Source organism: Asticcacaulis machinosus (genome assembly GCF_028550435.1).
In the GTDB taxonomy this organism is placed as follows: Bacteria; Pseudomonadota; Alphaproteobacteria; order Caulobacterales; family Caulobacteraceae; genus Asticcacaulis; species Asticcacaulis machinosus.
Map to the genome: position 1 here is coordinate 323702 of NZ_JAQQKV010000002.1, position 12753 is coordinate 336454.

Genomic DNA, 12753 nt, shown 5'->3' on the forward strand with positions numbered 1-12753 from the left:
CCTCACGCATGCGCCACCTGCAAGGCTTTCAGGCGATCAACGAACCCCACACAGTCGTCACGGGTAGCCGTAAACAGAGACGCAGGACACGCGTTCAATGCCGCCCGCAAATCCGCAAGTCGATCCGGCGTAAGCGTCTCAAACAGGGCCTTTAACGCCTGCGGTGTGGCCTCATCCAGAGTCAGGCCGATACCATGACGGCTGACGAACTTGCCGGTCTCAGTCCCGCTCAGAGCAATCGGCACCGAGCCATGTCGGCTGCCTTCATAGAGCCGGTTGGGCAACAGCCATTTGGAATTCTGGCCTTCTTCGAAAAAATCAATCGCCCAGGTCAGATCGACCTGCGCATACATATCGCTCAAATCCTCGGCACGATACGGCCCGCCAAAGCCTATATGAGGCTCAGCCACGATCTGCGCGTCGAAATCCTCGAACTCATTATAGGCGGGCTTACCACGCATAACCACCTTAACCCGGCCATCCATCGCCCGCGTAAAGGCCGACAGAATCTCCAGCGACTTGACGCACCGCAAGGCCCCGAACCAGCCGATGGTGATAACACCATCCGCAGGTTTGGACGCCGCCATCGCGTTCATCCGCCCTTCGATATCCAGAACCTTATTTTCCATCAGGAAAACCGGCAGTTTGAGGTTCTGCATCGGTTCAAAGTAATTCTCAACAAAAGCCGGGGAACTGGTGACCACCATCGATGCCCGCGACATCAGGCTGCGCTCGGCCCCGCGCAGCAGGGCCCCGATAAAATCACGGCGCAGCAGCAGACGGTGAATATCGAGGCTTTCGTACACAATGACTGGCGCAGGCGCAAACCGTCTGGCGACCTGACGGGCCAGAAACAGCATTTCCAGATTGCGAGCAATGATAATGTCCGGGCGCTCCCCGCCCAAAGCACGGATCAGGGACGGCGCACTGGCAATCGTTTTGGCGGCGCGATGGGCAAAGGCACCGTTGCGGGTTTCACCCAGATCGATGACCTTATCCGCAGAACCTGCCGCTGGTTTTGGCCCCCGCCGAAAACCCGCCAGATAGACCTGCGCTCCGCCCGCCTCAAGCATAAGGGTTCGACGGCGCACCGCCGCATCTTCCAGATCATGCACAAGATAGAGTACCCGCATGGTCACACTAATGGATTCCGGAAAATTAAAAACCTATACGATTCGCGTAAACGCTGAGTAAGATTAGCCCATGAACTCAAACAATTTATGAACAGGACGCGGTAATCCTTGCCCAGACAGGATTTGCGCCCCGTAGCCAACGCCTTACCCGACACCATGACTTAAGACCCGCCCACCTTCAACCGTGATCACCTTATCGGCGCATTCGACCACGACCGGATTATGGGTGATCAAAAGCACCGTCATCTGACCGCGCAAAGCATCAATCGTCGACAATATGCCCTGAGTATTCTCACGATCGAGCGCGCTGGTCGATTCATCAAGGATCAACAGGGCCGGCTGACGCAGCAGGGCCCGCGCCAAAGCGACCCGCTGACGCTCCCCGCCCGACAGCTTGATCCCGCCGTCACCGACCGGTGTATCCAGCCTCTGCGGCAGACGCTCTATGAAGGCCGCCGCCTGCGCCTGTCGCAAGGCCTGCCACATGTCATCCACCGTGGCATGGGGTGCCGCGATTTTCAGGTTCTCCGCCACGGTTGCCGACAGCAGATAGGTTTCCTGCGGCACGTAAGCAATGTGGGTGCGCCATGACGGACCGTGGGCAGCCTCTAAGGCCACGCCATCAATCAGGATGCGGCCGCTATCGGGCATCAACAGGCCCATGACCAGATCGGCCATAGTGCTCTTGCCGCCGCCGGACGGGCCGACAATCGCTGTGATCTGTTTGGCGGGCAGGCTGAAACTGACGGCATCAACCGCCAGATGATCACCATAAGCAAAACTGACCGTCTCAAAATCGAGGCTGTGTTTTAGACCCGCCGGGGCCGGGGTTGCCGCCGCCTGCGGGATTTCCACGGCGGCGTCACAGTCGGCCTTGACACGCTGCATGGTCTCAAAGGCCGGTAGGTTGATAATGGCGTTCTGCAGATGATCCTGCGTGCCGGTAAAGCGCGGCGACAGGCGCATAAAGATGACCAGCAGCACGATGATGCGCGAAAACGGCATGGCATAGACGGCATAGGCGACATAGATAAACAGGCACACCATGACCGCGCTCAAGATTTGAAACAGGGTCGTCCCCAGCGAATTGATGCGGGTATAACGCATCAGGTCGCCGCGCATCCGCTCCAGTGTCCCGTTCAGTTCAGCGATATAGCGCGGTTCAGCATTGAAGCTTTTGGTGACCTTAAGGCCTGCCAGAAAATCGCTGATGGTGCGGTACTGGCGCTGGCGCTCGGTCGTCAGCTTATCGCCAAAGATCGCGCCCTGCTTACGGATCGGGCGCAGAGCCACAAACACCAAAGCCCCGGCCACCGCCGCAATCGCCGTCATCTGCCACGAGATCATCAGCGACAGCAGCATGTAGGCACACAGGAACACCCCGTTTTGAATCAACAGGAACAGACTTGCCGTCGCCGTCTGCACCCGGTCAATATCACCGGTCAGGACGTGATCGAGGTCCGCCGTGCGCTTGCGCGCCACCGCTGACCAGCGCGCCCGTGAGATGCTGGCGAACAGGTCGATGCGCAGGCGGTTGACCGTATCAACCAGCAGCGCCGACATATAGATATTCTTGAAGCGCGCAAACAGTGCTCCGATAGTCACCACCGCGACGAACACAACCAGAATCAGCCACAGTTCAATCTGAAACGACGCCCCCAACACCGGCGCCAAGAGCCCAGTCGGCAGGTCGAGCACCGTGCCCCCGCCCTGCGCGCTGATGAACTGCAACAGCGGCAACAGCAGCAGCAGCGATACCCCTTCGCTGAAACTGCCCAAAATCAGGAAGACGACCGACAGGATTGAGCGTTTGCGTGACACCGACAGCACATAGGCCGCCAAAGCCCGGCAGCGCTGCCAGGTCTTAAGGCCAGTCGTTATGGAAGAATCAGCCAAGGTCATGTTCTATCATAGCCACAGCTTCGCCTAAGCGCTCCAGCGAATCCGGCACAATCAACCGCCGGGCCACACCTAATTCGGCCAGATAAGCACATTGCTGCATAAAACCGGGCGCACTTCCGGCTGACAAGGCGTCTTTGCCGAAACGGATCAGATAGGAAAAGCGCATCAGGGCACGAAAGGCCTCGACCGGACTTAAGTCAATCACCTGCGCCTGCGGGCCCCGTTCCAGCACATATAGACGTCCCGGCACGGCATAGTCATTGGAAAAATGCTCACTGACGCTGTGCTGACGTTTATCAAAGCCCGGCACGTCGATCATCTCCAGCGGCCGCGCCTTCTCAATCGCTACCGTCGCCGCCGATTCATCAGTCAGCTTCATCTGCGGAAAGCCCGGCAGAATGCGCACGTCCGGCTTGAAATCAAAGGCCAGCACATCGTCGGTCAGCAACGGATAGCCCTTACCGACCAAAGCCCCGGCGGTCGTCGATTTTCCGGCGCGCTTGTCGCCCAGAAAGCCCGCGCCCTTACCGTTAATCAGCACCGCGCTGGCGTGCAGCACCATCAGGCCACGCACATGTAAAAGCATGGCCATCACCGGCCCCAGCAGCGGCAGGCGCACGATCTTTTCCGGCACATCAGCGCGCGCATCGACTACGATTTCAGACGTGCCTTTGATCTCGAACTTACCGACCGCGGCCCAGTCCAAAATCTGAAGATCGCGGCTGAACTCAAAGAAGGTTCCCGGCGCCCCCACCGGCAGATCACGCCCGATCGATTCGCACCGGATCACCAGATCGGCGGCGTCATTATCTGACGGCAAAAGTTCCGGCAGTTCGATCTCGGAATGGATCGTCAGCCCATAGGCGGTGTGGCGATAAAGAGGCTTAGTCATGAAAGACAGCTTTCCAGTGAGCGCACGCATTAAATTTTACAAAAACGCCACTCCTGCCGGGCTCAGACCACGGCACCCCCAAATTGTGTATCAATTTGAATGGGTTTTACCTTGGCTGTGCCGCAGCCAGAGCGATAAGGCGACGGTTCGCCATACCGCTTGCAAATCGTAGGCCGCAACCTTCGCCCCCTTTTGCCGCAACCTTTTGAGTGATTTTCGCACCCGTTCAAGATCGACGAAGCTCGCTACATTATCACGGTTATGCTCAATCACATCCCGCATCAGGTCTTCGTGATGTGCCAACAGGCCCGATGCGATATGGGGCGCGAAATCAAACTTGCTGCGCCGCCACTGAACCTTGGGCGGTAAAACGCCCTCCATCGCCTGACGCAGGATCAGGCGGACATGGCCCTGATCAAGCTTGGCCTCTGACGGTAGCGACAGACAAAACTCAACCACCCGCTTATCGAAGAACGGAAACCGCGCTTCAAGTCCGGCTCCGGCTGCGGCCGCTTCAATCACTTCAAGGCTTGAAGCCAGCCCCGGCGATTGCAAAAACGCCGTATGCTGCGACGCTTCGTCCTGATGCAGGGTGCGACGATCCGCTGCCGCGCGCGCACGAAATTCAGGCGTCAGCAATACGTCTCGATCCGCCTTGGGCCAGCGTTTTTGAACCCAGCCTGCCACGCGACGCAGATAGTGCGCACCCTTGAAACGCCCATAGCGAATGAACAGAAGAATAAACAGCCCCAACCGCCCCTGCCCGTACAGACCTGAGAAGGCACGGGTCTGGATCCACAACTCTCGCCAGCGGCCTTGCTGTGCCAGTTCGTGGAACCGGCCATAGCCGTGCGACAACACCTCATCGCCGCCGTGGCCCTCGAAAACCACACGAAAGCCTTCATCCCCGACCCGCTGGAACAGAGCGCTGGTCATACGCAGGCCCGGCGCGCCAAACAACCGCCCTTCAAGCGCCAGCAGCGCCTCGAAATCACCAAACGGCGCATAACCATCCATCGCCACATGACGCGGGCGGAAATGGGCGTGGGCGATACCGGCATCTATATAGTCGCGCTCACTCAACTCCGGCGTTTTATCGAACACCACAGAAAAACTGTCGACAGGGTCATTGGGCTGCAACTGACTGGCCAGACAGGCGATCGAGGTCGAATCCAGCCCGCCACTGAGCAGGGCCGCCACCGGTTGATTTGAACGCAGACGGCAACGCACCGCCTCGGTCAGCAGGGCCCGTAAAGCCGCCGGATTTTTGTCGGTTATGGTTTCATCCGGCGCCGCCTGCCAATAGGACGTCAAGGTCGGCGCCAGATCAGACCCGGCGCTCAAACTATGGCCCGGCGGCACCCGCCACAGGCCGTCATAAACCACCCGATGGTCGCGCGGCAGTTGGCCGGTCATGAAATCGGCAACGTCAGCCTCAATCAGTCCAGCTTTCGACAGATCGGCAAAGGGTGCGCCCGGTGCGGCCAGCACCTTGGGCTCACTGGCCAGCGCCAGACCGGCGCTGTCGGCACGATAAAACAGAGGCTTTACGCCCATATGGTCGCGGGCGGCAAAAATGCGCTGCGTGTCGGCATCATATATAATGACAGCAAAATCACCGATGAAGTGATGCACACAGCCCTCACCCCAGCGCTGCCACGCCGCCAGAATCAGCGCCCCTTCGGACAGGCTGGCGTCCGTGATGCCAAGATCGGACAGAAGTTCGGGACGGTTATCCAGCCGCGCATCGACCACGGCGCGCACCGTACCGTCTTCAAAAATGGTTGCCTGTGGCGGATCTTCGGCCAAGGTGCGCATCAGACCTGCACCCAAAGCCCGCCCGCCATCCGCCCAAACCGCGATCCCGTCCGGCGCACGATAGGGCATGGCCCGCAACAGGGTTAACGCCATGTCATGCGCTGAGGCTTCAGATTTCAGAAATATACCGGCAATCGCGCTCAAGGGATCTGTGCACCCATCCGGGTCAGCAGCTTATAGCGCTCAAGCTCACCCGATTCATTGCCGACCACGACCTGATCGCCGCTCATGACCCAGGCATGGGCCAAAAGTCCCTTATCGCCCTCTTTATCGCTCTGGGCCACACCGACACATAAGGATGAGCCAAAGCCATGCCGTTTCAGAATATATTGCGCCGTCATCGCCCGCGACAGGCAGGTCGCTCCCGGAATAGGTTTGGCGGTTTTAAACACAAACCAGCCGACACGGCGGGCTTCCCACGGCGGGGCGGGCGGGCCGTCGATTTCACGGATGTGTTGCTTGATTCGCTTGTACCCAAAGGCAAGGATATAGGCGCGGAAATAGAGGTTCAGCGCGAAGTATTTGGTTCCCGACAGGATATTTTTCCAAGCCGTCTGCATGGCTTTGTGTATCCTAGCTTGGGCCGGCCGGTAAGCGCGTTTAAGCGCTGACAGCAATCAGGCCCTGTTCTGACAATTGCGTCAGCAAAGTCTGCAAATCCCGTTCCAGAACCTCAGGGCTGGCATCATAGGCCCCGGTCATCGCGGTTAAAATATCACCCAGCGTTTTGGCAGATCCTTCGATCTGCGACCAGACATAGGCACCGGTCTGATTCAGATTAAAATAGCTGCCGGTGCGTAAATCCAGCAGAGCCAGCCCACCGGCCAGTTCCGTGCCGACCACATCGCCCGACGCCGTAATGATTGAGGAATTCACCAGCGCCACGCAACCACTCCGGATTAAAAAATTTGAAACTATGATTATATATGTAAAAATGCCCGGCGACATATAACCCGCCGGGCATTTTAGAACTCTTTACTCACAGGCCTGGCCTTAGGAGAAGGTCAGATCCGCAAACGGCGTACCGATCGGGAACGTCGCGTCGAGCGTACCACCGGTACCCGTGTTCTGGGTGGTGGTTTCAAAGTCGCCAACCTTAGCTACGGTCGGGGCTTCGTAAGCAGCTTTAACTTGCGTCATTTCAAAAATCTCCGTAATGGGGCGAACCCCTTTGGATAACGAAAAAAAACTCTCATATTCAGGGCTTAAAGTCAAGCCTAAGGATTTCTCAACATAAATGATGTATAGTGGTAATTACTACTTTGCCGCCGTTTTTATAAAATCTTTTCATTGGGGATAAGCGCATGAGCCTTCTGTGTCTGAATCTGGCCAAAATGCTTGAGGATGGACACGTCGCCGCCGCCCCCTTGGCCGACAGAAAAACATTTGAAAATACAATAGCTTGCGCTAAAAAAAACAAGCTGAACGTACTGCTTGAGCGCACAATGACGCCCTCAGATCATGACGCAGCGCAATATAAAGACTTCGTAAATGAAAACCGCAGCGTCGCATTAACCAATTCCCGCATCCTGCATCTGATTCACAAAACTCACCTGACACTAGAATCTGCGGGCATTAACCACGTATTTTATAAGGGCCCGCTGCAACAAAAAATTCTCTACGGCGACTTTTTTTCGAAAAAAAGTGTCGATGCTGACCTGCTGGTGGCCAGAAAAGACTTCTCCCGCGCCCGCGAAGTGCTTGTTGCCGCTGGTTTTTCAGTTCCGGCAGAATGTCACCGTTTGTGGTGGCGAATCTTTCTGGGCGAGCAACACCTGTTTCGTGAGGGTTCAGCCCCCCATTCGGTAGATCTTCACCACCGCCTTCAGCAACCCGGATCGCCCGCACCGCGCCACATCGACAGATTTATGAGTGATTCCGTTAAGGTTAATTTGGGCTCTCTTAATATACCCACGCCGAATATTAAGTATATCGTGCTTATCTCGGCGATGAATCTTGTGAAAGCTATATATAACCGCCAACCTGGCGGAAGTTATGCTATGGATCTTCTGACGGCACTGCGGCGCATGACACCGCATGAAATCAAGGCCGTGCGCGACGAAGCGCAGTCGCAGGGGTTGAATAACACCGTTCGCTTTTCGTCGCGCCTGTCGGCATTAGTCTTTGGCGTTGCCGATCTTTTCTCGACAGCACCCCTGACGTTTCCATTCGACGAAGATCAGATGAGTGCGTTATTATTATCGCCTGAAACCGCGACAGATCACATGCCGCGCCGTCGGGTCATGCTGAGCTATTTATCGGATCACCCTATAAGTGATTTCCCGCGCGAAACCTTGCGCTGGCTGGCCTCAGAGACAGCGCGCATCACACCCTGGTTCTGATTCGGATCAAGGTTCGGGCCCTCCGCAATTTATTTATCATTCTGTTAACCGCTGAGACGCTGTGTTAACACTCTGGTCATAAATCCGACCTGAGAATGATCTGCCACGCCTGCGCGCGCCGGCCATATTCAGGCGCGCCCTCAATATTCGGTTGAAAAGAATTTTTAAATGAAGCCTGAAACCTTTGACATGGCCGCGGAGCGTGAGGACATATTGCAGATTCGGCTTGATCTGCGCTCCATCGGCTTTGATTACCGACGCTATATCTGGATATTTGTGCCGGTTTTCATCATGATATTCGGTCTGGTGTTCGGCTATTTCGCCACGCGCCCCAAGCTTTATACCGCAACCTCGATGGTCGCCCTTGATGCCCGTAACGTGGTCAGTCAGGAAAATCAGGCCCTGATACCCATCGGTGAGGATTATTCGGCGGAATCCATTCAGATTAATACCGAGCTTGTCTTATTGCATCAGCTCTCACTGGCGGAACGGGTTGTGTCAGCCCTGAAGCTCGATCAGCTCCCGAAGGTTAAGCCCGCGCCGCAATCCGCCAAGGAGAGCGCAAAATCACAAGCGCCGGTCGAGACCTTATCCCCGCAGGCCCAGCAGGCCCGCCTTCGCCGCAACATCGCCGGCAGCCTGTACTCGGGCCTTAAGATTGTCCGTCATGGCAGCACGCATGTCGTCTATATTTCCTATTCAGCCCCGAACCCGGCTCTGGCCGCCGATGTCGCCAATGCGTGGGGGCAGCAATATATCGCGCAGAAAATCGATATAACTCAGGCGGAACTGCGCGACGCGGGCAGCGGCATGGCCAAAAGGCTCGAAGAATTGCGGGGCGAAGTTCTGGCGCGCGAACAGGCCGTTGCCAGTTATAAAATCGCCAACAATCTGATGACCACCGGCAGCGCCACCCTGACCGAGGGCGAAATCTCCGCCTTAAACCGCCAGATCACGGATACAAAACTCACCCTGGCCGAAAAACAAGCCCGCCTGAGCACCGCCCGCACCCAGATCAAAGGACTTGGACTCACCGCCGATGACTCCAGCCCCGTCAATTCTCCCGTTTTGAACACATTGCGCGTCAGACGTGCTCAGCTCACCCGCCAGGTCGCCGATCTTCAGTCCATCTACGGCCCGCGCCATCCCAACGTGATCGCGGCTCAAGGTCAAGTGGAAGATATTGATCGCCAGATCCGCAGCGAAGGCCACAGGATTGTCGCCAATCTTCAGGCTCAGGTCGATATAGAACAGCGCCGCCTTGGCGGCACTCAGGCCAATCTCAATTCCAGCATGGGCGATTTGGCCAATGCCAATGCCGCCAGCGTTGATCTCGGCCAGCTTGAAGCCGATGCCGAGGCGGCACAAGGCGTATTTGAGCACTACCTTTCTTTGTACAAACAAGCGCTTACGGCCAATCCGGCCCAGAATGTCAAGGCGCGGATTCTGTCGGAAGCCAAGGCGCCTGCGACGCCGTCTTCACCGGATCTGGGCCTCGGTTTTGGTCTGGCCCTGGCCGCCGCCAGTATAGGCGGCGCAGGTGCGGTTCTGCTGCGGCGCATGTTTGAAACCGGCATCATCGTCCCCGGTGATATTGGCTATAAACTCGGCCAGCCCCATCTGGCCACACTGGTCAGCGTGCCGGCGGCAGCTAAGGATAAGGCTCAGCCGCTTGCCCTGCCCGATTATGTTTTACAAAACCCAAGCTCCGCGTTTGCCGAAGGCTTAAGAGCGCTCAGAGCCGCTATACTGCATATGGCCCCTGACCACGGCGGCGTTATTGCCATCACCTCCCCCCTGCCGTCAGAGGGAAAATCGACGACTTCGGTGTGTCTGGCCAAGATCATGGCCATGTCCGGCCAATCGGTCATTGTCGTCGAGTGTGACCTGCGCCGCCCCGGTCTCAGCCGCGCGCTTAACCGGCGGGCCGAAAACGGACTGCTGGAGGTTTTAAGTGGTGACTTAAGCCTTGAGGACGTTGTCCTGACGGATGACACCGGGATCGATTATCTGCTGGCGCCGCGCAAAAACCGTGATGTCACCGGCGTGTTTGAGGCGGCGATCATGGACCGGTTGCTGACCTATCTGCGTCACAAATACGATATTGTTATTCTGGATACCCCGCCGGTGCTGGCGATTGACGAAACGCAGATTCTGGCGGCCAAGGCGGATCAGACGGTCATGTTGGTACGCTGGTCAAAAACGCCGCTCAAGGCGGTGCGTGCAGCGCTTGATAAACTCAAGCAGGGCAGCATTATCGGCATTGCCCTGACCCAGATGGATGAACGGCTGTTTTCAAAAATCACGATGTCTGATTACCGGGCCTAACTTAGCCCGCTTAACACATTAAAAAAGCCTGCCACCGCGAACGGGGCAGGCTTTTTTTGTATCAGCTTAAGTTACGCCACCTATTCGGTGTAGTAGCCCTTATAGGCCTTATAGTAGAAGCCGGAGTCACCGTAGGCATATTTGGCCTGCTGGTTGACGTCGATCTGGCTGAGGGCCACACCGGCCATCGGCGCATCGGCACTGATCAACAGATCAAGAGCTTTCTGAGCCGCGTCACGCGGCGTCTTGCGCCAGTGTACCAGCATGACCACCGCATCGACCTTACGCACCAGAATGCGGGTATCAACCACCGGCAGAACCGGCGCGGTATCCATAATGACCACATCAAAGCGCTCTTTGAGTTCAGTGATCAGGTCGTCCATAGACGGATCACCGAATACGTCACGGGTGGTGTAGCTTTCCGGCTTGACCGGCAGGATCTTGATCTTACCGCCAGGGCCATCGGTCAGGGCCTGATCAACCTTGGCCGTACCGTCAAGCACTTCCAGAAGACCGGCTTCAGGCTGATCCTGAACATAGGCATTGATCGACTTACGGCGCAGGTCGCAATCTACCACAACCACCGTCTGCCCCGCCATAGCGACAATCTGGGCCAGACACATCGACGCCGTGGTCTTACCTTCGCCGGGCAGGCAGGAGGTCAGGGCGATGACACGGGCCTGTTCGCCGTCACGGGTATAAAGCAGGGACGCTCTCAGGCTGCGGAAGCCTTCGGCAAAGACCGACAGCGGCTTCTCCGTCACATAGGTGACCGGATCGGTACGCTTATGGCCCTTTTCGACCGTCGAGGCCAGATCCGGCAGACCGGCCAGATAAGGCTGGCGCAGATGGCGCTCAACGTCCGTTGAGGTGGTAAGTACGCTGTCGAAGGCGCGACGGCCCAGCACAGCGGCGGCACCGGCCCCAAAGGCCCCTACCAGCGCCAAAGCGACGCTTAAGGAGACCTTGGGCGACGATGGGCCCATCGGCAGCTTAGCCTTAGCCACGATACGGGCGTCGGACTTGGCCATACCTTCCTGCGACGAGGTTTCCTTGAAACGCTCCAGATAGGATTCGTAGAGGCTGCGGACAGCCTGGGCATCGCGCTCAAGCTCGTTCAGGCGTACCTGAGCGCGGTTGTTACCGGCCAGAACACCGCGGGCAGAGCCTACGCTGCCGGCCAGAGACGAGGTGCGCTGGCGCTGAACCTGAACCTGGGCTTCGAGGTTAGAGATGATACGGGCGATTTCGTTGCGAATCTGCTGATCGATATCGGCCTTTTCACGCTTGGCCTTGATGATTTCAGGGTGCAGCGGGCCGTAACGGGCTTCCAGCTCAGCCACGCGGCGGCTGACCTCGGCGCTTTGCGAGCGCAGATTGGCGACCACACCGGAATTCAGGGCTTCACCGACATCTTCACCGGTCGAACCGGCGGCAAGCTGACGGCGGGCCGTGGCCAGACGGGCTTCGCTTTCGGCTTCGTCTACCCGCACCACAGCCAGTTGCTGGTTGAGGCTGGAGATTTCCTGCTCGGTCAGGGTGGAGCCGGTCGAGCTCATCAGATTATTGGCGATCTTATATTGCTGAACCGCACGCTCGGCAGCTTCCACCTGACCGCGCAGTTCATCGAGGCGCGAGTCGAGCCAGCCAGATGCACTGCGGGTGGCGGCAAATCGGGCTTCCATCTGCTGTGCCAGATAGAGATTGGCCCATTCATCGGCAATACGGGCGGCTTTTTCCGGCGATACGCTGGAGTAGCTGATATTAATGACGCGGGTTGTCCCTTCACGACGCACCGTCAGGCCGCCGAGGACGATATTGGTGATGACCTGCTGGCGGGCCTTTTTCTCAAGCGGCGACAGAGCCGCTTCGGGGCGCTGAGGCTCGGTCACCAGACCAAAATATTTCTTACGGGGATTGAGGAACGGATTGAACTCAGGATCCTTATCCAGTTCCAGTTGCTCGATGGCCATTTCAGCCAGAGACGCGGACTTCAGAAGTGCCACTTCGGTATCGATAGTCGCCGCATCCTGCGGCAAATCCGACAACACCTGCTCGCTGGCATTGGTAATATTAACCTGACGCGGATCCAGCATGACCGCCGATGAGGCGACATACTTAGGCGTCTGGGACAGCAAGGGGAACAGTATCAGCACGAACGCCGCGCAAAACACTACCCCGAATAAAAGAGAATAGCGCCGAAAGTCAGCGATCAGACCGCGAAGGTCGAGACCCGCTTCATCGTCGGAACTACTTTTTCCATAATTCGTATCACGCGTTTTCATCTGACAGATCTTTCCGGCACTTGTTCATTTATGGAACTCGTGGGCCACGTTTT

At 57.3% G+C, this 12753-nt stretch carries 10 protein-coding genes; 2 read left to right on the top strand and 8 right to left on the bottom strand.

Going from position 1 to position 12753, the window contains the following annotated elements; translation table 11 throughout:
• Positions 1-2: 2 nt before the first annotated feature.
• The 7 genes from PQU98_RS09925 to PQU98_RS09955 form a co-directional block, all read right to left on the bottom strand.
• Positions 3-1133, bottom strand: coding sequence for a glycosyltransferase (locus PQU98_RS09925; RefSeq protein WP_272745489.1), 1131 nt, complete (start codon positions 1131-1133; stop codon positions 3-5).
• A 144-nt stretch (positions 1134-1277) separates the two neighbouring features.
• Positions 1278-3035 (bottom strand): ABC transporter ATP-binding protein, encoded by a 1758-nt coding sequence (locus PQU98_RS09930; RefSeq protein WP_272744786.1) that lies wholly within the window; start codon positions 3033-3035, stop codon positions 1278-1280.
• Positions 3022-3927, bottom strand: coding sequence for a phosphoenolpyruvate carboxykinase (ATP) (locus tag PQU98_RS09935; protein WP_272744787.1), 906 nt, complete (start codon positions 3925-3927; stop codon positions 3022-3024). Before PQU98_RS09935 ends, PQU98_RS09930 begins: the two co-directional genes overlap by 14 nt.
• Before the next feature lie 90 nt (positions 3928-4017).
• Positions 4018-5889 (bottom strand): asparagine synthase-related protein, encoded by a 1872-nt coding sequence (locus PQU98_RS09940; protein ID WP_497006785.1) that lies wholly within the window; start codon positions 5887-5889, stop codon positions 4018-4020.
• On the bottom strand, positions 5886-6305 hold the full coding sequence (locus PQU98_RS09945; protein WP_272744789.1) for a lasso peptide biosynthesis B2 protein: 420 nt from the start codon (positions 6303-6305) through the stop codon (positions 5886-5888). The genes PQU98_RS09940 and PQU98_RS09945 overlap by 4 nt, the downstream gene beginning before the upstream one ends.
• Positions 6306-6345: 40 nt before the next feature.
• Positions 6346-6630, bottom strand: a complete 285-nt coding sequence (locus tag PQU98_RS09950) for a PqqD family protein (RefSeq protein ID WP_272744790.1) — start codon at positions 6628-6630, stop codon at positions 6346-6348.
• A 108-nt stretch (positions 6631-6738) separates the two neighbouring features.
• Complete coding sequence (locus PQU98_RS09955) at positions 6739-6885, bottom strand: lasso RiPP family leader peptide-containing protein (protein WP_272744791.1); 147 nt, start codon at positions 6883-6885, stop codon at positions 6739-6741.
• Positions 6886-7049: 164 nt separating this feature from the next.
• On the opposite strand from PQU98_RS09955, the gene PQU98_RS09960 reads away from it, so the two are divergent.
• Positions 7050-8087 (top strand): nucleotidyltransferase family protein, encoded by a 1038-nt coding sequence (locus tag PQU98_RS09960; RefSeq protein ID WP_272744792.1) that lies wholly within the window; start codon positions 7050-7052, stop codon positions 8085-8087.
• 168 nt (positions 8088-8255) lie between these two features.
• Positions 8256-10415, top strand: coding sequence for a GumC family protein (locus tag PQU98_RS09965; protein ID WP_272744793.1), 2160 nt, complete (start codon positions 8256-8258; stop codon positions 10413-10415).
• Positions 10416-10495: 80 nt separating this feature from the next.
• Here PQU98_RS09965 and PQU98_RS09970 read toward each other — a convergent pair whose 3' ends face one another.
• Positions 10496-12700: a GumC family protein gene (locus PQU98_RS09970; protein ID WP_272744794.1), complete on the bottom strand. Its 2205-nt coding sequence runs from the start codon at positions 12698-12700 to the stop codon at positions 10496-10498.
• Between the last annotated feature and the right edge of the window lie 53 nt (positions 12701-12753).